The organism is Chryseobacterium sp. MYb264 (assembly GCF_035974275.1).
GTDB lineage: Bacteria > Bacteroidota > Bacteroidia > Flavobacteriales > Weeksellaceae > Chryseobacterium.
This window is the reverse complement of sequence record NZ_CP142422.1, coordinates 3,810,475-3,833,792: the sequence shown is the minus strand read 5'-3', so window position 1 is coordinate 3,833,792 and position 23,318 is coordinate 3,810,475. Positions and strand designations below refer to the sequence as shown.

17 protein-coding genes are annotated in these 23,318 nt (G+C 37.6%); 16 read left to right on the top strand and 1 reads right to left on the bottom strand.

Annotation, left to right across the window (positions count from 1 at the left end):
- The first annotated feature begins 129 nt into the window (after positions 1 to 129).
- From dnaB to VUJ46_RS16585, 11 genes are all read left to right on the top strand, one after another.
- A complete protein-coding gene (gene dnaB / locus VUJ46_RS16635; protein WP_326981843.1) occupies positions 130 to 1,722 on the top strand; it encodes a replicative DNA helicase in 1,593 nt (530 codons plus the stop codon).
- Positions 1,723 to 2,071: 349 nt separating this feature from the next.
- Positions 2,072 to 2,548, top strand: coding sequence for a ribonuclease HI (gene rnhA / locus VUJ46_RS16630; RefSeq protein ID WP_326981842.1), 477 nt, complete (start codon positions 2,072 to 2,074; stop codon positions 2,546 to 2,548).
- A gap of 174 nt (positions 2,549 to 2,722) precedes the next feature.
- Entirely contained in the window at positions 2,723 to 4,978 is a 2,256-nt protein-coding gene (locus VUJ46_RS16625; RefSeq protein WP_326981841.1) for a T9SS type B sorting domain-containing protein, read from the top strand.
- Between the two features lie 239 nt (positions 4,979 to 5,217).
- Complete coding sequence (locus VUJ46_RS16620; protein ID WP_326981840.1) at positions 5,218 to 7,476, top strand: T9SS type B sorting domain-containing protein; 2,259 nt, start codon at positions 5,218 to 5,220, stop codon at positions 7,474 to 7,476.
- A gap of 108 nt (positions 7,477 to 7,584) precedes the next feature.
- Positions 7,585 to 8,211 (top strand): NAD(P)H-dependent oxidoreductase, encoded by a 627-nt coding sequence (locus VUJ46_RS16615; protein WP_326981839.1) that lies wholly within the window; start codon positions 7,585 to 7,587, stop codon positions 8,209 to 8,211.
- A 31-nt stretch (positions 8,212 to 8,242) separates the two neighbouring features.
- Positions 8,243 to 9,814, top strand: coding sequence for an L-aspartate oxidase (nadB, locus tag VUJ46_RS16610; protein ID WP_326981838.1), 1,572 nt, complete (start codon positions 8,243 to 8,245; stop codon positions 9,812 to 9,814).
- Positions 9,815 to 9,826: 12 nt separating this feature from the next.
- On the top strand, positions 9,827 to 10,687 hold the full coding sequence (nadC, locus tag VUJ46_RS16605; RefSeq protein WP_326981837.1) for a carboxylating nicotinate-nucleotide diphosphorylase: 861 nt from the start codon (positions 9,827 to 9,829) through the stop codon (positions 10,685 to 10,687).
- Positions 10,688 to 10,897: 210 nt separating this feature from the next.
- A complete protein-coding gene (locus tag VUJ46_RS16600) occupies positions 10,898 to 13,486 on the top strand; it encodes a TonB-dependent receptor (RefSeq protein ID WP_326981836.1) in 2,589 nt (862 codons plus the stop codon).
- Positions 13,487 to 13,580: 94 nt separating this feature from the next.
- On the top strand, positions 13,581 to 14,012 hold the full coding sequence (locus tag VUJ46_RS16595; RefSeq protein ID WP_326981835.1) for a hypothetical protein: 432 nt from the start codon (positions 13,581 to 13,583) through the stop codon (positions 14,010 to 14,012).
- A gap of 77 nt (positions 14,013 to 14,089) precedes the next feature.
- Entirely contained in the window at positions 14,090 to 15,082 is a 993-nt protein-coding gene (locus VUJ46_RS16590; RefSeq protein ID WP_326981834.1) for an aspartate-semialdehyde dehydrogenase, read from the top strand.
- Between the two features lie 54 nt (positions 15,083 to 15,136).
- A complete protein-coding gene (locus tag VUJ46_RS16585; RefSeq protein WP_326981833.1) occupies positions 15,137 to 16,147 on the top strand; it encodes a cation diffusion facilitator family transporter in 1,011 nt (336 codons plus the stop codon).
- Between the two features lie 142 nt (positions 16,148 to 16,289).
- On the opposite strand, the gene VUJ46_RS16580 is transcribed toward VUJ46_RS16585, so the two are convergent.
- Positions 16,290 to 16,772, bottom strand: coding sequence for an SRPBCC family protein (locus VUJ46_RS16580; protein WP_326981832.1), 483 nt, complete (start codon positions 16,770 to 16,772; stop codon positions 16,290 to 16,292).
- A gap of 205 nt (positions 16,773 to 16,977) precedes the next feature.
- On the opposite strand from VUJ46_RS16580, the gene VUJ46_RS16575 reads away from it, so the two are divergent.
- The 5 genes from VUJ46_RS16575 (at position 16,978) to VUJ46_RS16555 (ending at position 23,247) form a co-directional block, all read left to right on the top strand.
- Complete coding sequence (locus VUJ46_RS16575; protein ID WP_326981831.1) at positions 16,978 to 18,525, top strand: sensor histidine kinase; 1,548 nt, start codon at positions 16,978 to 16,980, stop codon at positions 18,523 to 18,525.
- Positions 18,526 to 18,620: 95 nt separating this feature from the next.
- Complete coding sequence (locus VUJ46_RS16570) at positions 18,621 to 19,307, top strand: response regulator transcription factor (RefSeq protein WP_027380477.1); 687 nt, start codon at positions 18,621 to 18,623, stop codon at positions 19,305 to 19,307.
- Positions 19,308 to 19,386: 79 nt separating this feature from the next.
- A complete protein-coding gene (locus VUJ46_RS16565) occupies positions 19,387 to 20,013 on the top strand; it encodes a hypothetical protein (RefSeq protein ID WP_326981830.1) in 627 nt (208 codons plus the stop codon).
- A 133-nt stretch (positions 20,014 to 20,146) separates the two neighbouring features.
- Entirely contained in the window at positions 20,147 to 20,401 is a 255-nt protein-coding gene (locus tag VUJ46_RS16560; protein WP_326981829.1) for a hypothetical protein, read from the top strand.
- A gap of 170 nt (positions 20,402 to 20,571) precedes the next feature.
- A complete protein-coding gene (locus tag VUJ46_RS16555; RefSeq protein ID WP_326981828.1) occupies positions 20,572 to 23,247 on the top strand; it encodes a TonB-dependent receptor domain-containing protein in 2,676 nt (891 codons plus the stop codon).
- The last annotated feature ends 71 nt before the right edge of the window (positions 23,248 to 23,318 follow it).

Here is a 23,318-nt window from a genome sequence, read left to right as displayed (position 1 = left end):
TCAACCTGTTTGAGGTGATTTTTTTATACACTTTAAGAAATACCATTAATACAAAGATTTTAGAACTTATCCACAATAAATCTTGGCTAGTATTTTTTAATTCCTTATCAAATAAGCTATCTTTGCAGCATGGCGCAGAAAGAAACATTATCATCTCTTACCCACGGAAACTTCGCGAAAGAGCTGTCAATTGCTGATGGAAAAATGCCTCCTAATGCAGTAGATTTTGAACGTTTGATCATTGGTACTTTTTTAATTGATAAAAAAGGGCTCGACCATTCTATTGATTTACTGACTCCTGATGTTTTTTACGATCCGAGACATCAGGTAATTTTTGCTTCTATTTTAAAACTTTACGAAGGAAACCATCCTGTCGATCTTATGACGATTATTCAGGATTTGAAAAAAGAAGATAAGCTGTCTTCAGCGGGCGGAGATCATTATATTATTGATCTTACAATGGGAGTAAGCTCATCTGCTCACATCGAATATCACGTTCGCGTTATCCTTGAAAAATATATTTTAAGAAGTTTAATTAATGTTTCTGCCAATGTAATTGATTCGTCTTACAAAGAATCAACCGACGTTTTTGAACTGTTGGATAAAGCCGAACAATCATTTTTTGAAATTACCAACGGAACTATTAAAAAAGGATTCGATACTGCCAATTCATTAGTAAAACAGGCGATCGATACCATAAAATCTTTGAAAGACAAAGAAGGACTTTCCGGAGTACCTTCAGGATTTCGAGATGTGGATAAAGAAACCGGAGGTTGGCAGAATTCAGATTTAATTATTATTGCGGCACGTCCCGCGATGGGAAAAACGGCCTTCCTTCTTTCCATGGCGAGAAATATCGCGGTAGGTCACAAAATCCCGATGGCGCTATTCTCTCTCGAGATGGCATCGGTACAGTTGATCACCAGAATGATTGCTTCCGAAACAAGAATTTCATCAGAAAAATTAAGAAAAGGAACTTTGGACGATGAAGAGTGGCAAAGACTGTTCTCCAACGTATCTGAACTGGAAAATGCTCCTTTATATATAGACGAAACTCCTTCCCTTTCGATCTTCGACTTCCGTGCAAAATGCCGACGACTGGTAATGCAGCACGGCGTAAGAATTATAATGGTCGATTACCTTCAGCTGATGACAGCAGGAGGTGGCGGAAAAGGAGCAGGAAACCGTGAGCAGGAAATTTCCATGATTTCCCGTTCATTAAAAGCGATTGCAAAAGAATTGAACGTTCCTGTAATTGCACTTTCCCAGCTTTCCCGTAGTGTGGAAACGCGTCCCGGAAAAAGACCTCAGCTTTCTGACTTGAGGGAATCCGGAGCGATTGAGCAGGATGCCGATATTGTATCATTCATCTTCAGACCGGAATATTATAAAATTACCGTTTGGGATAATGATGAAGAAGGACAGGAAACCTCAACGGAAAATCAGGCAGAATTAATTATTGCAAAGCACAGAAACGGTGCAACTGCCGATGTAAGATTATCTTTCTTAAAACATTTTGCCAAATTTGCAGATATTGAAGCTGCTTTTGATGGCGGAAACGGAGGCGGATTCCCAAGTGGTTTTGGATCCAATGAGCCAAGTGGTTTTGATAAAATTAAAACGACTATTCAGCCGGGTGCAGCATTTGATTTGCCGGATAGTTCAAAACTTTCAGGTTCTTCAATGAACGATTTGGATGACGATGATGATTTTCCATTTTAAATAATTTTGAACATAAGATTAAGGTTACATCTTTCATAAACAATAAAGAAAAAATTCTTAGAGGCTGTTTAAATTTTATTGCCAAAAATTTTTATAGCTATTTTGAGATGGATTTTTTGCTTCGGGTTTGCAGATTTAGCGGGCTAAATCAAAAATAGGAAGTGAAAAATACGCTCAAAATAGCATCAAAATTGAGCAAAGATCAACTTCATTAAGGATAATAAATAAAACGGTAAAATTTTAAACAGGCTCTTAGTATTAGAAATGTCAGGCTGAGTCTGTCGAAGCCTTCAAAACTCTTCGACAAGCTCAGAGCGATAATACAAAAAAAAATTAATTCAATAAAATTTTGAAAATCGAGATTTACACAGACGGAGCTTGCAGCGGAAATCCTGGAAAAGGAGGTTACGGAATTCTTATGCGTGTTCCCGAAAAAAAATATCAAAAAACATTTTCAAAAGGGTTCAGGAAAACAACCAATAACAGAATGGAGCTTCTGGCCGTAATCACGGCTCTGGAAAAATTAAAATCCACGGAAAACGAAATCCACGTCTATACGGACAGCAAATATGTTTCTGACGCGGTTAATCAAAACTGGATTAACGGATGGATAAAAAGGGGCTGGAAAAACGTAAAGAATCCTGACCTCTGGAAAAGATTTGTAGAACTGTATACCACTCATTCTCCCTCAATGCACTGGATAAAGGGGCATGCAGGCCATTTTGAAAATGAACTTTGTGACCAACTGGCCGTAGCAGCGGCAGCTTCCTCCGATTTGGAGATTGACACCTATTTCGAAAACATGGAAAATAATTCATTATTTTAATCTTTCTTCATACAGATCATCCGAGTCTCAATAAATAAATAGTATTTAATTTTTCATCACCTTATCTAAATTTACTCATCAAATAAGCGGAAAATTTTATTAAATTAATACTAAATACATATTTATTAAGAGGAATTTAATATCTTTACACCTCTAATAAATGTGATATATTAAATGGATAAAAAACTACTGCTTTATTTCTCCCTCTTTTTTCTATGTTGCTCAGGGCATTTGTTCTCACAAACGTACCAACTGGCAGGAAGCCCTATCAGTACAACAGGATGGACAATGGTTTCCCCTACCATACTGGAACCGGGAGGTGAATTTATTCAGCTTACCCCAGATACCAATAATCAATCCGGATCCATACGACTGAATGATCCTATCAACCTTAAATATTGCGATAAATGGAAAGTGGAATTTGACTTCAGGATGGATTCCAACCAAACAGCAAATGGAGACGGACTGGCATTCTGGTACCTTCAGAACCCACCTGTAGCCAGCGTTTTAGGTTCCGGACTCGGTGTTTCCCAGAATGCCGTAGGCCTTATTGTGGGATTAGATACTTACAACAATACCACTACAGCTGTTATGAGCAAGGTGCATGTTGCCTACGGCCAGGTAGCCAATACCACAGACAACAATAATGTTGAGTTTTTTAATGTTGCAGGAAGCTCTTTTCACTCTAATGACATGAATACGACCCTACCCTTCCAGGGAGCTACATTTAAACACGTGGAAGTAACTGCCGATGTGGTACCGGGTACCCAAAGCTGGACCATTAAGATTACAATCGACGGTAATGTGATCTGTAATCAGGACTTCGCTCCATCCGGCGCCGCCGCAGGAATGACCGTCGGTTATTTTGGATTCTCCGCTTCTACCGGTGGAAACCGATCCAGACATTCTATTAAAAATGTGAAGATATACACCGATAAAGTTACGATTAATCAACCTTCTGTTTCTGCCACATTTTGTCCTAACCCTACCACTAACCAGGGGACCGTCAATCTTACTACTTATCAGAATCAGTTTGTGGCCAACCCCGGCAACTATACTTTCACGTATTTCACTCCCGGCGGCGTAGCCATTACCAATCCTACCGCTTTTCAGTTTGCTGCAAACACCACCGTATCTGTTGTTGTAAAGGACAACGCAGGTATCCTCTGCGACAATCCGGACGGAAAAATACTTTTAACATTAGCACCTTTAAGAGCAGATAACGTAACGATTCAGGCTTGTAATAACAACAATGCAGGAACAGGCAGCTTTAACCTTGCCGACGCTCCTGTAACCAATGTCATAGGAGCCGTGAAAAAGTTCTACAAAACCATGAATGACCTCTCAGCAGGTACGAATGAGATACTGAACATTAACAACTATGTGTCAGCACCTGGAAAAGTATATGTGAAAGTAACAACCCCTCAGGGGTGTATGGACACTGCAGAAGTCACTCTTACGTTTTATGCTGCCATTCCTACCAGCGAAGACACATTGGAATCATGTTATATTGACAGCAATATAACCTCCGGATCTTTTGATCTTACCAAAGCTAATGTCACCACCCTAACAACGGCAACAAAGAAATACTATACCACAGTAAACAATGCTGTTAACGGAACCAATGAAATTATCAATCCTGAGGCCTATATTTCAACCACCGGAGTTGTTTACACAAAAATAACCGATGGAAACGGCTGTTATATGATTACAAAAATTAATCTGATTGTTAATCCTCCGGTATACTCCTCTTTATTAAAAGACAAGACCATCTGTATCGATAGCAGAACGGATCTGGATGCCGGCTCAGGCTTCTTAAGCTACGAATGGAGTACTGGAGCAACTACCCAAAGCATTCAGGGGGTTCCTGTTGGAACTTATTGGGTAAAACTACAGACCGATAACTGTTTTACCGTCCAGAACGTAAAGGTTATCCCCGCTTCGCAGCCCGTGATTTCAACAATTGATATTACCAACAACACCATCACAGTAAATGTAAACGGAGGCAATGCTCCTTACCAATATTCTCTTGACGGTACCAACTGGCAGGAATCCAATATTTTCAGTGGATTAGCCCGGGGCGAAGTCATAGTATATGTAAAAGATTCTTACAATTGCGATCCTGTACACGTCCAGATCACCGTACCGAATCTCATCAACGCCATCACTCCTAACGGAGATAATATCAATGACGTGATTGATTATTCAGCATTAGCTTATAAGAAAAATCTCGTTTTTACCGTTTATGACCGATATGGAAACAAACTTTATCTTGCAGATAAAATGAGAAACTACACATGGGACGGGACAGCATCAGGCAAAAAAATCCTGACCGGAACGTACTGGTACACCATCACATGGAATGAAAACAACAAAAACAGTACGCCTACCCAATACTCAGGATGGATCCTGGTGAAAAACAAAGAATAGACATTCAGCCAATAATCACTCCCCCTTCTCGGGAGTGATTTTTTCGTCGATGACCGTGGAACACCAGAAAATCAACCTAAAAAAGACAATGAATTAGGACAAAAACACGACATAACCCAATTCATTAAATATTCCGCATGATAAAGTTAATTTCCATCACAAAGTCATAAATAAAAAAGAAACAAAACGATTAAAAATCAATACATTTACAACTTAATAAACTAACCAACTCGCTTGAAATGAAAAAAACTCTACTCACTTTTTTCTTAACTACCTTACTGAGCTTGTCCGGAAATTTATTTGCTCAGACTTATCAGCTCGCCGGCGATCCCGTGGACACCAATGGCTGGGATCTGGTATCCAGCGCTCAGGTCAACGGAGACTTTATTCAGCTGACCCCAGATATTGGAGGGCAATACGGAGCTATTAAATTATCAACTCCTATCAACCTAAAATACTGCGATAAATGGAAAGTAGAATTTGATTTCAGAATTGACGGTAATGGAACCACCTCTTTCGGACGTGGTGACGGATTTACTTTTTGGTATCTGAACAATCCTCCCACAGGATTTACTTCCGGAGGTGGTTTAGGAATTCCGGCTAATGCCAATGGTTTAATGGTAGGATTCGATATTTTCAACAATAGTACAGAAGGCCAGATGAGTAAAGTTCACGTTTTATACGGAACTAATAATACACCTGCAGGAAATCCGAATATTGAATATAACAATATTGCCGGAAGTACTTTTCACTCTCCAGATCTTAATCCTACACAACCTTTCGTAGGAGCAACTTACAGACACGTTGAAGTAAATGGACAAACCAATATGTCAAACCCTGATGATTGGGATATCATTATTAAAATTGACGGCAATACCATTGTCTCTCAAACTTTTGCCCCTTCAGGAGGTGCCGTAGGAATGACTATCGGTTACTTTGGTTTCTCGGCAGCTACAGGAGGAGCCTCAGCAAGACATTCGATAAAAAATGCTAAAATTTTTATTGACAAAGTCCCTCTTTTAACCAATACAATTACGCCTTTTGTTTGCGTAAACCCAGCCACAGGAAATGGGACAGTAGATCTAACAACCTACCAGAATCAGTTTGTAACAAATCCGGCTAACTACACCTTCACTTACTCCGCTAACGGTGCCATTATTACCAACCCCAATGCTTTTCAGTATTCAGGACCGGTAACCATTAACGTGGTCGTGAAAGATCCTTCAGCTACTTTATGCGATAACGGAGACGGACAGATTGTATTAAACCCCTCCCCCTTTGCCGCTGATGATGCCTCTTTAACAAGCTGCAATAATAACAATGCAGGAGTTGCCGTTTTTGATTTGACAACTGCAGCCGTATCAAGTGTACCAGGCTCTACATTAGAATTTTTCAATACGATGTTTGACCTGACAAATAACATCAATCCTATTCAAAATCCTAATGCCTATGAGGCGGCTCCGGGAAAAATTTTCGTCAGGGTAACAACACCACAGGGATGTACAGATATTGCAGAGGTTACACTAAACCACTATCCAGAAGTGATTGTGAATAATGCGGTTTTAAGATCATGCTTCCTGCAGCCCAATCCTTCAATGGCAACCTTTAATCTTACTGCCGCTGCTGTAAGTACACAAACCGGTATTACAAAAACATATTATCCTTCACAAACAGACGCAGTTAATATGACCAATGCAATACCAAATCCAGGCAATTATACAGCTCCTAACGGTGTCATCTATATAAGAGTTACCAGCGCTCAGGGATGTTATGCCATTGCAAAAGTAACACTCGAAGTTATTCCGCCGGTATATTCAACCATATTAAAAGACAAAATTATTTGTATTGAAGATACCACAACACTGGACGCAGGTCCCGGATTTAATGGCTACACGTGGAGTACAGGGGCAACAACCCAAAGCATTAGCAATGTCGGAGTGGGCATCTATACTGTTGAATTAAAAACAGGAGACTGTATTGCAGTTCAGCAGGTAAAGGTAATACCGGCAGAACAACCCGTGGTTACCAATGTGGACATCACTGCTAATACGGTGACCGTAAATGTAATCGGAGGCACTGCTCCTTATCAGTACTCATTAGATAATGTACATTGGCAGGACTCTAATATATTTAATAATATTTCAAGGGGAGATCATACCGTGTATGTAAAAGACGCCTATGACTGTGACCCGATTATCATTCCAATCGTGGTTCCCAACTTGATTAATGTTATTACTCCTAATGGTGATGGTGTTAATGACGTAATCGACTACTCCTCGCTGGCAGGAAAACAAAGCCTTGTTTTCAGTATTTTCGACCGGTATGGAGCTAAAATACATCAGGGAGATAAATCCAACGGATACAAATGGGACGGAACTGTTGGAGGACGAAAGGTTCCGACAGGAAATTACTGGTATTCTGTAACCTGGAACGAAAACAACAAGCACAGCACCCCCTACAAATTCTCAGGCTGGATTGTTGTAAAGAACAGAGATTAAAAACCTAATAATCATTCATTATAAAAAGAAAGAATCACTTCGCGGACTGAAGTGATTCTTTTTTATTTTAAATCCACTTTATTCAGCTTCAATTCTTAAATTTGTCTTATGAATTATTTGGAAGCTTTAAGCAGAAGATATTCTGTAAAGAAATTCAACAACGAAATTATTCCTCAGGAAACTCTTCACAACATTCTTGAATCCGGAAAATTATCGGCAAGCTCACTTGGGCTTCAGCCATATAAAATTCTGGTGGCTGAAAGTGAAGAGATGAAACAGAAACTGATCCCTGCATTCTATAATCCATCGCAGATTTCTACCTGTTCTCATTTAGTAATCATTGTTTCCAAAAAAACAGTAGACGAAAGCTATATCAATGGGTATTTCAGGCATATTTCTGATGTTCGCGAAACACCGATCGAAAATCTGCAGCTTTTCAAAAACAGCATCAGCCAGCATATTAATCAGAAAACCACTGATGAAATTTTCAACTGGGCAGAGAAACAGTCCTATATTGTTCTGGCAAATTTAATGTATGCCGCAGCGATTGAAAATGTAGATACCTGCCCGATGGAAGGCTTCCGACAGGATATGATTGAAGACGTTCTCAACATCAATCCTGAAACCGAAAAAGTAACCGTCACCCTCGCATTAGGCTACCGTTCGGAGGAAGATCATTTCCAGCACATGAAAAAAGTAAGAAAACCAAACGAAAAATTGTTTAAATTTATCTAGTTATTTAGACGATTGTACCTAAAGCAAGCATATGATAAAAGCGGATGTATTAGTAATTGGTTCCGGAATCTCGGGACTTTCTTATGCCATAAAAGTTTCTGAGCAGCTCCCCGATGCCAAAATAATCATTGTTACCAAATCTGATGAAGATGAAAGCAACACCAAATACGCACAAGGCGGGCTTGCGGTTGTCACTGATTCTAAAAACGATAATTTCGACAAACATATTGAAGACACGATGCGTGCCGGAGACGGCGAAAACAAACGCGATGTTGTCGAAATGGTAGTGAAAGAAGCTCCCGCAAGATTCAACGAAATTGTGGAATGGGGCGCTAATTTCGATATGAAAAATGGTGAATTTGCTTTAGGAAGAGAGGGCGGTCACACGGAAAACAGAATTGTTCACCACAAAGACATTACCGGCTTTGAGATTGAAAGAGCTTTATTGCAAACCGCCAAAACAAGCCCGAATATTGAAATTCTCGATCATCATTACGTTATCGATATCATTACCCAGCATCATGTTCCCGGAAAAGAATTAAATGAAGGGGACATCCACTGTTATGGCGCCTATATCTTAGATGAAAAGTCTAAATCTATCAAAAAAATTACCTCAAAAATAACATTGGTTGCGACAGGAGGAGCCGGTCACGTTTACAAAAACACGACAAATCCGACGATAGCAACCGGTGACGGAATCGCTTTTGTTGCGAGAGCAAAAGGTAAGGTTTCCAATATGCAGTATTATCAGTTTCATCCCACCGCTTTGTATAGCAAAATGGATGGTATGTTATTTTTAATTTCTGAAGCCGTCCGCGGTGACGGAGCCAAATTAAGAACCAAAAGAGGTGAAAAATTCATGCATAAATATGATGAACGTGAAGAACTGGCCTCCCGGGATATCGTAGCAAGAGCCATTGATGCTGAGATGAAAATCACAGGAGATGAATTTGTGGGGCTTAACTGTAAAGAAATGGATCACGAAAAATTCTTAGAACATTTTCCGAATATTTATAAAAAATGTAAAGACGAAGGAATTGACCCCTTTACGCAATTGATTCCTGTAGTTCCGGCTTGCCATTATCTGATGGGTGGCATTGAAATTGATAAGGACGGACAATCTTCAATCAAAAATCTTTTTGCGGTGGGCGAATGCACCAATTCCGGTCTTCACGGAGCGAACAGGCTTGCTTCAAACTCATTATTGGAAGGACTTGTTTTCGGGCACAGTGCCGCAATGACGACGGTCGATCTTTTAAATGAAAATAATTTCAACTTTGAAGATCTTAAGGCCGTTCCGGAATGGAATGAAGAGGGAATGAAAATCATGGATGAGATGGTTATTATTTCTTATCTAAGAAAACAGCTTCAGGAAATGATGAGTGACCTGGTAGGAATCGTAAGAAGCAACCGCCGTCTGAGCATGGCTTTGCAAAAACATCAGGAAATCGCTGCTGCGGTAGATGAAATTTATCACTACTCTATTCTTTCGCCGCAACTTTCGGAACTGAGAAATTTAACAACCGTTGCTTACCTCATCATTACCCAATCAATGGAAATGAAGGAAAATAAAGGAGCATTTTACAATAAGGATCTAGCCTAAAATCAAATAAAAATGAAAAGACCAGCATACGTTACCGATAAAGTTTTAAAACAATTCATAAAAAATGCTTTGGAAGAAGATATTCAGGATGGAGATCACTCTACCCTTTCGACCATTCCGAAGGATTTGGAGCAAAGTGCCAAATTGCTGGTAAAAGAAGATTGTATTCTGGCGGGTGTGGAACTGGCTGAAATTATTTTTAACACGTTTGATAAAGACCTGAAAATTAAAACTTTCATCAAAGACGGAACTCCTGCAAAAGTTGGAGACATCGCTATGATCGTTACCGGAAGCGCAAGATCAATCCTTTCAACGGAAAGATTAGTGCTGAACTGTATGCAGAGAATGAGCGGAATCGCTACTTTAACCCACGACTGGGATTCCAGACTGGTAGGAACAAAAACAAAATTATTAGACACCAGAAAAACAACTCCTAATTTCAGAGTTTGTGAAAAATGGGCGGTGGCAATTGGTGGCGGAACCAATCACCGATACGGTCTTTATGATATGATTATGTTAAAAGATAATCACGTTGATTATAACGGAAGCATCACCAATGCGGTAAAAATGGCGAAAGACTACGTTAAAAAGACCAAGAAAAAACTTAAAATTGAGGTTGAGACAAGAAACCTTGAAGAAGTTCAGGAAGCCATAAAAGCAAAAGTTGACAGAATCATGTTGGATAACATGGATGTGAAAACAATGAAGCAGGCTGTAGAGATGATCAACGGTTCTTGTGAGTCAGAAGCATCGGGGGGAATCACCCGAGATATGTTAAAAGAAATTGCTGCCACAGGGGTTAACTTCATCTCTGTAGGTGCTCTCACGCACTCCGCACAAAATATCGACCTCAGTCTCAAGGCAGTGAAATAGCGTTGAATTTTTAATAAAAATACCCCAATATTGTTAAAAATTCATTAATATGATTTTTTTCATGCAAAATGTCAATTATTATTCAATTCATTACAAATCAACAAATTAAACCTAAAAGGTATTAAGTAAAAATTAACATACAGTTAATATTAGTTAAATTTTATTTCCTCAATTTTGCATAAAATTTAAATCTAACTATTACTAACGATTATGAAATTAATCAACAAATCGATTCTAACTGCGGTAATTACCTTATCAACAGCTAGTGTCTATTACGCTCAGCAAGTTCAGGATACTGTTTCAAAATCCAAAGACATTGAAGAGGTAATCCTAAGAGGTGTAACCGATATCGCAAAGGATAGAAAGACACCAGTTGCTGCATCTACTATTAAAGCTGCACAGATCCTAGAAAGACAAGGAAATCAAGAGCTTGTTGAATTGCTTAATACAACACCTTCAGTATATGCTACAAAAGGTGGTGGTGGTTTTGGAGACTCTCAGATTGTGATGCGTGGTTTTGAATCCAGAAACATTGCGGTAATGGTAAACGGTATGCCTGTAAATGATATGGAGGGCGGATCCGTTTATTTCTCCAACTGGACTGGTTTATCTGACGTAACAAGTTTCATGCAGGTACAGAGAGGTCTTGGTTCTTCTAAATTGGCTATTGCTTCTGTGGGAGGTACGATGAACTTCATTACCAAGTCTTCTGACATGAAAAAAGGTGGTGTTATTAGATTAGGAGTTGGTAATAATGACTATTTAAAAACATCTTTTGCTTATAACACAGGAAAAGCTGAAAATGGAGTTTCAGCATCATTCTTAATGAGCAGACAGTCTGGAGGTACTTATATCGAAAATACAGACTACGAATCTTATGCTTACTATTTAGCATTAGGTTATGAAATCAATAAAAAGCATAACTTACAGTTTACGATAACATCTGCTCCTCAGTGGCACGATCAAAGAACGTACGCTCCAACAATTCAAAACTACATTAACTTTAATCCGGACAATGATGGAACGCCTTACAGAAGATACAATTCTGACTTTGGTTACTACACAGATTCATCGGGTAACAGAGTGCCATTAGCAAACAGAGCTAATTACTATTCTAAACCAGTAATGATGTTGAACTGGGATTGGACAATGAGCGAAAAGTCTAAACTAAGTACAGTAGCATACATGTCTAATGGTAGAGGTGGTGGAACTGGTGACTTGGGTAGACTAGGTGGCAAGTCAATCAATGATGCTAGTTTTCTAGATACTTCAGGACACATTAATTATGATGCTATTTTTGCAGCAAACGCAGCAGTTGATTTAAATACTGCAGGTGCAGGAAGTACTATCGTTCGTAGATCAAACATCAACTCTCACAACTGGTATGGTATTTTAGCAAATTTTCAACATCAAATTAATGACAATTGGAATTTCTCAATTGGTACAGATGACAGATACTACTATGGTTATCACTATCAAGTTCTTACAGACCTATATGGAGCTGCAGGATATAAAGACAATGCAAACAAAAATTTATCTGCTCCAAGAATTGTAAATGCTCTTTACGATTATAAAAAACTTTCTTGGAATCCTTTTGGAGGAAAATTAGCTCCAGCTGAGGATCAAGTAGGATACAGCAATGACGGAGAAGTACTTTGGTACAGCGCATTCGGTCAGGTAGAATACACTAAAGATAAATTATCTGCATTCTTACAGGGATCGGTTTCTAACCAAGGATATCAGAGAATTGACAACTATGTTGTAGATGGCAGCACTTTAAAAGGTCAAACTGTTAATACAAAAACTGGTTTCAAAAATACTTTTGGATACAACTTTAAAGGAGGTGCTAACTATAACATCAATGAAAACCATAACGTTTTTGCAAACTTAGGTTATTACAGCAAGCAACCTTTCTTAAATACGGTATACCCAAGCAACCAACAGCTTATCAACCCTACATTAACTAACGAAAAAATCGCTTCTGCTGAAGTTGGGTATGGTTTCAGATCTGCAAAATTCAGCGCGAATGTAAACTTATATAGGACTCAGTGGAAAGACAGATGGTTAAGAAAAACTAGCCAGACATTTACACTTCCTGATAATACAACCACTACTGGTTACGCAGAAATCAACGGTATTACTGAGATTCACCAGGGAGTTGAGTTCGATGGAACTTACAAACCTACTAATTTCTTAGAAATTAACGGAATGTTCTCTTGGGGAGATTATTATTATAAAGGAAATGCTTCTGTAGCTGCATTTGATGATAACAACAACCCTGTTACTTTAGCTGGTTCTTCAGGAAATGAACTATATTTAGATAAAGTAAAAGTGGGAGGATCAGGGAACAACAGTATCCCTCAAATGACTGCTTCATTAGGACTTACTGTAAAACCAGTAAAAGATCTTAACATCTTCGGAACTTGGAGATATGTTGGAAAATTATATTCTACAATTGATGCAGGATCATTTACAAATGTTTCAGCACAAGAAAGAGGAGTTCTTAAGTTACCTGACTTTAACCTATTTGATGTAGGTGTCTCATACAAAATCAGATTGCAAAACCAAGCTCAGTTCTTCACTATCGGAGCTAACGTTTATAACTTGTTCAATAAAATTTATATCTCTGATTCTGCTACAAGTATCTTCGGAACAGATAAAATTACAGGAAATACTGATCCTGATAAAGGAAAAACTTATGAAGAAGCTGGTAGAATGTATAATGGAGTTGCAACAGCTAACCGTGCTTATTTCGGTTTTGGAACAACTTGGGCAGCAACATTGTCTTTCAACTTCTAATTCATTAAAATATTAGATTTTATAAATATCAATCCCGGCTTTTCGCCGGGATTTTTGCTATATTTGTGGCAGAAAAAACAGAAAAAAACTAAATATGGATTTTTACAAAATTTTACTTAGTGCTCACAAAGGATTTGGGTATTTAGAATTACTTTTAACATCATTATTTGTGATTGCACTTCTAGTGACAATGTTTGGATTTAGCGGAAAAGTGAACAAATTTTTAAAGAAAATCACGCTATTCACGATGATCTTCTTCCACGTTCAATTTTTAATCGGGATTATTATGTTGGTCATCAACTTTACAAACGGATTAAATATGGGCGAAGTAATGAAAAACTCTGCACTGAGATTTCAATATGTAGAACATCCATTTTCAATGTTAATCGCGGCTGTTTTGATGACCATCGTTAACAAAAAAGTAAAAGTAAACCCTACAATCTCTTTAGGAATCGTAATTATGGGGCTTATCGCAGTAGGTTTATTCACATTCGCGTTCCCTTGGACAAGAGTCTTCGGGGCATAAGGAGGATCACACTTTGTCAAATTTCAGAATCTTTGACAAAGTTTATATATTAACTTAATAAATTTTTAATTAAATCAATGAAAGTAGCTGTAGTCGGTTCAACAGGAATGGTTGGACAAGTTATGCTGAAAGTTCTTGAAGAAAGGAACTTCCCTATCACAGAATTAATTCCGGTAGCATCGGAAAGATCTATTGGTAAAAAGGTGAAGTATAAACAGGAAGAATTTACGATTGTAAGCATGCAAGACGCTATAGCTGCCAAACCGGATATTGCGATCTTCTCTGCCGGCGGTGGTACTTCTCTTGAATTTGCCCCTCTTTTCGCAGAAGTTGGAACAACGGTGATTGATAATTCTTCAGCCTGGAGAATGGATCCTGACAAGAAATTAGTCGTTCCGGAAATCAATGCAGATGTATTGACAAAAGAAGATAAAATCATCGCAAATCCGAACTGTTCTACGATTCAGTTAGTAATGGTTTTAGGACCTTTGAACAAAAAATATGATTTAAAAAGACTAATCGTTTCAACGTATCAGTCTGTAACAGGAACTGGTAAAGCAGCTGTAGACCAATTAAACGGAGAAATCAGCGGAGACGATTCTATTGCAAAAGTATATCCTTATCAGATCTTCAAAAATGCATTGCCACACTGTGATGTATTTGCAGATGATGATTATACGAAAGAAGAGATTAAATTAATGAAAGAGCCTAAGAAAATTTTAGGTGATGATACATTTAATTTAACGGCAACTGCAGTGAGAGTTCCTGTTCAGGGAGGTCACTCGGAAAGTGTAAACATCGAGTTTGAAAACGAATTTGATTTGGATGAAGTAAGAAAAATCTTATCTGAAACTCCTGGAGTGGTGGTAATGGATAACGTGAAAAACAACGAATATCCAATGCCTCTTTATTCTGAAGGAAAAGACGAAGTTTTCGTCGGAAGGATAAGACGGGATCTATCGCAGCCAAAGACACTGAATCTCTGGATTGTGGCAGACAACCTGCGAAAAGGAGCCGCAACCAACGCGGTACAGATCGCAGAATACATTGTAGCAAACAACTTAGTGTAAACTAACAAAATAAAAAAGAGTCTCAAAATTGAGATTCTTTTTTTTATCAAACCTATGAACAAACAGAAGAATAAAAATAAAGATAAAATAGGCTTTCAAAAACTCATCGCCGTTTTTGGAGTCATTCTTTTTATTGGAAAAATTATAGCCTGGAAACTGACGAATTCTGATTCCGTTTTTTCTGATGCTATGGAAAGTATCGTGAATGTAATTAGCGCATTTATGGGGCTTTATTCTTTACATCTTGCGGCGAAACCCAAAGATGAAGACCATCCTTACGGTCACGGAAAGGTAGAATTTGTAACCTCAGGAATTGAAGGTGCATTAATTGCTATTGCCGGCATCATGATTATCTATGAAGGAATCAACAGTTTGATTGTCGGAAAGACTCTGGATAAACTCGATTGGGGTATTGCCATCATTGCTGTAACGGCTATTGTTAATTACCTTTTGGGTTATATTTCCATTAAAAAAGGAGAAGCAGAGAATTCCTTGGTTTTAATTTCTTCAGGAAAGCACTTGCAGTCTGATACCATTACCACCCTTGGCGTTGTGATCAGTTTGATTGTTGTTTATTTCACTAAAATTTATTGGATTGACTCTGTTGTTGCTTTAATTTTTGGAGGCTATATCATTTTTGTAGGCTATAAGATTGTTCGCAAGTCTTTAAGTGGAATTATGGACGAACAAGATCCTGATCTTTTAAATCAAATCATAAAAGTACTGGAAGAAAACCGCCGCACCGAGTGGATTGATGTTCACAATATGAAAATCCAGCAGTTCGGTGCCAGTCTTCACATTGATGCTCACATTACATTGCCCTGGTATTATAGTCTTCGGGATGCCCACAACGAAATGGAGAAAATGATTATCCTCTTAGCAAAAAATACCAAAAGAACTGTTGAATTTAATTTTCATATGGACGACTGCAAACCCATGTGCTGTTCGGTATGCCAGATCAAAGACTGTCCGGTTCGTGAAAAAGACTTCGTGAAAAGGGTGCGCTGGACTCCGGAAAATGTAACAAGCGTGAAAAAACATACAGCGGACTCACCTGAGCACTGACCCATACTTTTTACTCGTTGAAAAAGTAAAAGCCCGATTTCAAAAAAACATCGTGATGAAATTATAAACATTCATGCTGTTTTTCACAAGCTATTCCCGACTCATCTCCTCCAGCGGACTTACCTTTTACATTTTTTGAAATTTACAGAACTTCATTCAGCTGTTCTAATCCCATCACAAACCCTTCTTCAAATCCCATATTCAATAACTGCTTCATCGCTTCCTGTGACTGAAAATAAATATTTATTGTAACTTTTGTTCCCTCCTCCACACCGGTGAAGCCAAATAACCATTTTGCCTGAGGGAAATCTTCATTACTCTTTCCGTTTTCATCACAAAAAGCATCTGTACCGTCGAAACTTCTGTGCTCCATGATTTCGCCATATTTTACCTGCGCAAAATGCCTTTCTCCTTCTGGACCAATCATTGAATATAACCAAACTCCACCTTCTGAGAAATCCTGACTTTTAGTCTCGCACTTCCAGGGTTTCGGAGCCCACCATTGGTCTAATAATTCAGATTGAGTGAAATAATTCCATACTATTGAGACATCAGCATGATAAATTTTCATAACATACACGCTGTCCGAATCAAAATCTTTGTTAAAAATGATATTAGATTCCATATTATTATTTTGTTTAAAACAAAGCTAATCCTTTATTCTTCCTCGGAACTTTCCCTATGACAAGTTTTTTAAAATTTATAAATAAATGTTAAAAAACACAGTTTTAAGAAAAATTACACAATTTTTTGGCTCGTTTTTTGTTTATCAAGTCTTAAAATAATTAATTTTAACATTCACTTTTTTAAAAACTTATAAATTAAAGTAAATGAATAATAAATTCATCCCAATAATTTCGGTGTTTATGACGATCTCACTGATTGTTTTTGTTACGCTCCAATTTTATTGGCTGAAACGTTATTACAGTGCCCTTGAGCAGGATTTCTCAAATAAGGTATATACTGCATTAGAAAACGTATCTAAAAACGTTGGGGAAATTGAAGTTGATCAATATTTGGATAAAGATTTAAAGGGTTTCAGAAAAAACATTCTTGCCAACAGTAAGCAACCTTCTTTAACGACGATTCAACAGGTAGAAGATTCCGGAACCCAGCGACAGATCATCTACGCAAAAAATATTATTGAAAAAAGTCAGCTTCCCATTTCGCAAAAAGGAGATTCTATAAAATGGACAACCCTTTATACCGACGAAGCGGCTTATAAAATAAAAAGAGACACAACAAATCGTGAATTGATGACCGCCGAACTCAACAGAGATATTGAAAACGGTGATTATACCATGAAAGAATTTGCAAAAATTTATGGTAACAATTTACCAATTACCAAAAGAGTCAACGCTGTTGTTTTAGATTCTGTGATTTCTAAAGAATTGAAAGTAAGAGGTATATCCGCCTCTTTCGGATACGGAGTAACAGATAAAAACAATAAACTAACCACTGTCGCTGATAAAATTTATCAGGATAAAAAAGACAACAACACCTATACTTATCCGCTTTTCACGGACGATAAAGAGCGCACGCTGTATACTTTAGCCTTAGTTTTTCCTAAAAAAGAATACTCACTGGCGATGAACAACTGGCCAATGCTTCTTGGAACTTTCCTTTCATTACTAACAATCTTGGGAATTTATATTATTTCCATTAATTATATGATGAGGCAGAAGAAACTGGCAGAAGTAAAGACCGATTTCATCAACAATATGTCTCACGAGTTTAAAACGCCATTGGCAACCATTTCTGTGGCGACAGACTCTTTGGCGAACGATAAAATTGCGACCAATCCTGACAAGGTTAAATATTATTCTGAACTGATAAAGCAGGAAAATTTAAGAATGAAAAAGCAGGTGGAGAATGTTCTGAACATGTCGAAACTGGAGCGAAATGAGGTGAATTTATTCTTAAAAGAAACCAATGTTCGTGAACTGATTAAAAGAACGACAGAATCTTTCAACCTAATCGTTCAGCAGAGAAACGGATCTTTGACACAGGAATTTAATGCAACCAATTACACTTTTAAAATAGACGAATTCCATATCTCGAATATGCTGGTGAATTTACTGGATAACGCCAATAAATATTCTCCGGAAGCCCCTGAAATTAATATTAAAACAAGAAACGAAGGCAACTTTTATGTACTTGAAATTTCAGATAAGGGGATGGGAATGGAAACGCAGAATAAAACGAAAATTTTCGAAAAATTCTTCAGAGAAGAAACCGGAAATATTCATAATGTAAAAGGACAAGGTTTAGGATTGTCTTATGTAAAGAAAATCGTGGATCTCCACAAAGGACAGATTATTGTGGATTCTAACAAAGGTAACGGAAGTACATTTACGATCAAACTTCCGATGAGTTAAGATGTTTAATTTAAAATTATAAACCAAATTACAAAATATACTAGAAATGAGTGAAGCAACTCATTCTTAATTGTTAATTATTAATTGTTAAAACTATGAGCAACAGAATATTATTAGTAGAAGACGATCAGAGTTTCGGGGCGGTGTTGAAGGATTATTTAACGATCAATAACTTTGAGGTAACTCTTGCCACAGACGGTGAACAGGGGTTAAAAGAATTTACAGAAAACGAATTCGACATCTGTATTTTCGACGTTATGATGCCTAAAAAAGATGGGTTTTCATTGGCGGAAGATGTGAAAAAAATCGATAAAAATACGCCGATCATTTTCTTAACGGCAAGAAATATGAGAGAGGATATTTTAAAAGGATATCAATTAGGCGCAGATGATTATATCACTAAACCATTTGATACTGAACTACTTTTATATAAAATCAAAGCTATTCTTCAGAGAAGTTCTACCTTGGAAAATGAAGAGCAGGAGCAATTCAAAATCAGCAATATCTTCTTTGATTCTATGTTGAGACAATTGAGAGTGGGCGACAACGAGTACAAACTTTCACCAAAAGAAAATGAATTGTTGAAGCTTCTTTGTATTCACAGAAACGATTTCATGCCGAGAGATTTGGCTTTAAGAAAGATCTGGAAAAAAGAAAATTACTTTACCGCAAGAAGTATGGATGTTTATATCGCGAAGCTTCGTAAGCTATTAAAAGATGACGAAGGTTTGGAAATTATCAACGTTCACGGAGAAGGATTCAGACTTTTGGTTAAGAATTAATTCCAGAATATCATTATAAAATGTAAAATTAGCAAAGCAATTCAAAATGTTTTGCTAATTTTGTTTCATACGTTTGGTTATGAAAAATACATTTTTAGGCATTCTTGCCATTTCTATATTCACAGTTTCTTGTAAAAAAGACGAAAGAGCAACTTATTTAACGGAAGAAGCAGGCGTTCAGGCACCCGCAGTTAATACTCCTAAAGCCTCAATTTTAGATCAGGCAGGAATTAAAAGCACTCCGCAAGCCGCTCCCATCGCTGCAACAGCCACTGCTCCGGGAATGAATCCTCCACATGGGCAGCCGGGACACCGATGCGACATTCCTGTCGGACAACCGTTGAGCAGTAAACCCGCTGCTTCACAACAAGTGACTCAAAATGCAAATGGAACTCAAACCATTCAGATAGATCCAAATGCTTTAAAACCAGGAAAATTTTCTGTAGATAACAACGGACAACCCGTAAAAACAGCACCTGGAATGAACCCACCACATGGGCAACCTGGGCACCGTTGCGATATTCCCGTAGGGCAGCCATTAAACAGCAAACCGGCTCCGGCTCCGCAACCAACACAAACTATTGCTCAAAATACACCTGCTCCCGCTCCTACTCCTGCACCAACTGGTCCTAAACCCGCATTAAACCCTGCACACGGAGAACCTTGGCATAATTGCGCGGTAAAAGTTGGCGAAGCATTGCCATAAATTTCGTATTTTTGCAATCGTGAAATTATTTCAGATCATAACGATTATTTTCTGCCTTGGGATTTTTTTAATTCCCAAAGATAATTTCTATGCCCAGGCTTCACAGGAAACATGTTGTAAGAGTGATTCCAAAATGGATTGTTGCAAAAACAGCCATAAAGATCATTCCACAAAAAAAGATCACGAAAAGGAAAAAAAATCTTCATGTAATGACGATTGCTGCTCTTCCTGCGCGCTATGCTATACTTTCATAGAAACTCCTTTTTCAAAAAGCTTATATCTGGAGTTTTCGTATTACAAAGCCAATAAAAATTTACAGTTTCAGTATTCAGACCCTCATATTTCAGATGGTTTAAAAGAAATTTGGCAACCGCCGAAAATAGGTTAATTAATAAATACAACAATGTATCAGTTTACCCATTTATCAATGATTGTTACATTGCTACATTGTTACATTGTTACATTGCTACATTGTTACATTGTTAGATTGCTACATTGCTACATTGCTACATTGCTACATTGCTACATTAAGCTTAATTAATCTAAATTTTAAACAAAATGAAATTATATATTTCCAGGTTTATACTTGGTTTATTCCTATTATCTACACAATTTATATTTGCTCAAAATCTTTCTAAAAACCAGTTTAAAGTAAAAGGAAACTGCGAAATGTGTAAAGAAAGAATAGAAACAACAGCCAAAAAGGCAGGTGCCAAAACAGCACGTTATTCTATTGATACACAAACATTAACATTAGAAACGAATGATGTTTCTCCGGATGAGATTCTTAAAAAAGTTGCTGAAGCAGGGCATGATAATGAAAAATTCAAAGCTCCTAACGAAACATACGAAAGTCTGCCGGGATGTTGTCATTATGAAAGAGATCTAGCGCCTGCCACAGCGGAAAACCAGAACAATCATTCTAAAAAAGAGAATGAATTTTATGTAAAAGGCAACTGCGGATCTTGTAAAGCGAGAATTGAAAAAGCCGCTAAAGATGCCGGAGCAACCTCTGCAGACTGGAATGCTGAAACCCAAACCGTTATTTTAATTTTCGATTCGTCTAAAACTTCGTCCGATAAAATTTTAAAGAAGATTGCAGATGTTGGGCACGATAATGAAAAATATAAATCAACGGATTCTGTGTATAAAGGGCTTCCCGGATGTTGTCTGTATGACAGAGAAATCCCCTTCGGAGAGGCAAATCCTAAGGTTCATATGGAAGAAGGCATATCATCGGAACATTCGGATCATACCACTTCAACAGAAAATCACGACGGTCATGAAAAACATATCGAAGGCGTAACCTTAACCGGCGGAAAAGCTGCGACTTCATTAAGTAAAAAAGAAGCCGGATTGGTTTTTAATATTGATAAAAAAGAGCTGTTAAAAGCCGCTTGTTGTAATTTATCCGAAAGTTTTGAAACCAACGCAACCGTTGATGTTTCTTTCAGCAATGCCGTGACGGGAACAAAACAATTGAAAATGTTAGGTTTAGACCAAAAATATACGAGCTTAACGAAAGAATTATTACCGGAAATTAGAGGATTAGCTTCTGCCTACGGATTGAACTTTATTCCGGGAAGATGGATTGAGAGTATTCAGCTGACAAAAGGAGGAAGCACGGTTACTAACGGTTACGAAAGTATTACAGGACAAATCAATACAGAATTGTTGAAAAATGCAGAAAAACCAGAAACATCGTTAAATCTTTTTGCAGATTTTAACGGAAGAGCCGAAGCCAATATCACCAGCGTTGCACCAATCAATGAGAAATGGTCGCAAACCTTTTTATTGCACGGAAACGGAACTTTCGGAGATACCGATATGAATAAGGATACTTTTCTTGACCGACCGAAAGGCACTCAGATTAACGCAGCTTATTTATTGAATTATAACGATTTAGAAAAATCGGGATTGGGTTCTCATTTTGGAATTAATTTTATTAAAGACGAAAGAACAGCAGGACAAATTGGTTTTGATAAAAAAATTCCACAAGACAAACAATCACTTTACGGTGTTGGAATCGATATTTCCAGATTTCAGGTTTGGAATAAAACTGGCTATGTTTTTAAAGGGAAACCTTATCAGAGTTTAGGCTGGATGAACCAGTATACCTACCATCAACAGGATAGTTTCTTTGGATTGAGAAATTATTCTGGAAAGCAACAGACGTATTATTCCAACTTAATTTTTGAAAGTATTTTAGGAAATACCAATCATAAATACAAAGCTGGAGCGAGTTTTATGTATGATGGTTATGATGAAACGTATCTTACAAACAATTTTAAAAGAAATGAAATCGTTCCCGGAGCTTTTGCCGAATATACGTTGACAGGTTTAAAATATACGTTGGTTGCAGGAGCAAGAGTTGATTTCCACAATCTGGCAGGAACCCAGTTCACGCCAAGATTGAATTTTAAATATGATTTCACTCCGCAAACTATTTTAAGACTTTCGGCTGGAAGAGGTTTCAGAACTGCGAATGTTTTTGCGGAAAGTCAGCAATATTTTGCATCAAACAGAAGTATCAATATTTTGCAAAATGGAGGAAATATTTACGGTTTAAAACCTGAAGTTGCCTGGAATTACGGAGCAAGTTTACAACAGGAATTTAAAATTTTCGGAAGAAAATCTACGATTGTTGCCGACTTTTTCAGAACTGATTTCCAGGATCAGGTGATGGTAGATTTAGACCGTTCACCTCAGCAACTGACTTTCTATAATCTGGAAGGAAAATCTTTCGCCAATTCTTTCCAAACGCAGTGGGATTTTACTCCTTTTAAGAATTTTGATGTAAGATTGGCTTATAAATATTATGATGTTCAGGCAGATTATCTGGATGGAAGACGTGAAGTTCCGTTCATGGCGAAACACAGAGGTTTTGTGAATTTGGCGTACTCAACCAACAAAAATACAAAAGGCGGATTTTGGAGTTTTGACACAACGTTGAATTGGGTCGGAAAACAAAGACTTCCCAACACTTCAAGCAATCCTGAAGAATTTCAATTGCCTACATATTCCGAATCTTATGCTGTTTTGAATGCTCAGATTTCAAGAAATTTCAATAAAAAAATCAGAGCGTATGTAGGCGGTGAAAACCTAACTTCTTATTATCAGAAAAATGCGATTGTAGATTTTAAAAATCCTTTCGGAAATTATTTTGATGGCGGAATGGTGTATGCTCCGATTATGAAAGCGAATTTCTATGTCGGATTGGATGTGACGTTCTAGGTTTTAGTGTTTGAGAGTTGTAGAGTCCGAGTGATTTTCAAATTATTCCATTCTCAAATTTTCAAATTCAA

Coding starts and splice junctions, on each gene's coding strand:
- dnaB (WP_326981843.1), top strand. CDS start 130: ATGGCGCAGAAAGAAACATTATCATCTCTTACCCACGGAAACTTCGCG.
- VUJ46_RS16625 (WP_326981841.1), top strand. CDS start 2,723: ATGGATAAAAAACTACTGCTTTATTTCTCCCTCTTTTTTCTATGTTGC.
- VUJ46_RS16620 (WP_326981840.1), top strand. CDS start 5,218: ATGAAAAAAACTCTACTCACTTTTTTCTTAACTACCTTACTGAGCTTG.
- VUJ46_RS16615 (WP_326981839.1), top strand. CDS start 7,585: ATGAATTATTTGGAAGCTTTAAGCAGAAGATATTCTGTAAAGAAATTC.
- nadB (WP_326981838.1), top strand. CDS start 8,243: ATGATAAAAGCGGATGTATTAGTAATTGGTTCCGGAATCTCGGGACTT.
- nadC (WP_326981837.1), top strand. CDS start 9,827: ATGAAAAGACCAGCATACGTTACCGATAAAGTTTTAAAACAATTCATA.
- VUJ46_RS16600 (WP_326981836.1), top strand. CDS start 10,898: ATGAAATTAATCAACAAATCGATTCTAACTGCGGTAATTACCTTATCA.
- VUJ46_RS16595 (WP_326981835.1), top strand. CDS start 13,581: ATGGATTTTTACAAAATTTTACTTAGTGCTCACAAAGGATTTGGGTAT.
- VUJ46_RS16590 (WP_326981834.1), top strand. CDS start 14,090: ATGAAAGTAGCTGTAGTCGGTTCAACAGGAATGGTTGGACAAGTTATG.
- VUJ46_RS16585 (WP_326981833.1), top strand. CDS start 15,137: ATGAACAAACAGAAGAATAAAAATAAAGATAAAATAGGCTTTCAAAAA.
- VUJ46_RS16580 (WP_326981832.1), bottom strand. CDS start 16,772: ATGGAATCTAATATCATTTTTAACAAAGATTTTGATTCGGACAGCGTG.
- VUJ46_RS16575 (WP_326981831.1), top strand. CDS start 16,978: ATGAATAATAAATTCATCCCAATAATTTCGGTGTTTATGACGATCTCA.
- VUJ46_RS16570 (WP_027380477.1), top strand. CDS start 18,621: ATGAGCAACAGAATATTATTAGTAGAAGACGATCAGAGTTTCGGGGCG.
- VUJ46_RS16565 (WP_326981830.1), top strand. CDS start 19,387: ATGAAAAATACATTTTTAGGCATTCTTGCCATTTCTATATTCACAGTT.
- VUJ46_RS16560 (WP_326981829.1), top strand. CDS start 20,147: ATGGATTGTTGCAAAAACAGCCATAAAGATCATTCCACAAAAAAAGAT.
- VUJ46_RS16555 (WP_326981828.1), top strand. CDS start 20,572: ATGAAATTATATATTTCCAGGTTTATACTTGGTTTATTCCTATTATCT.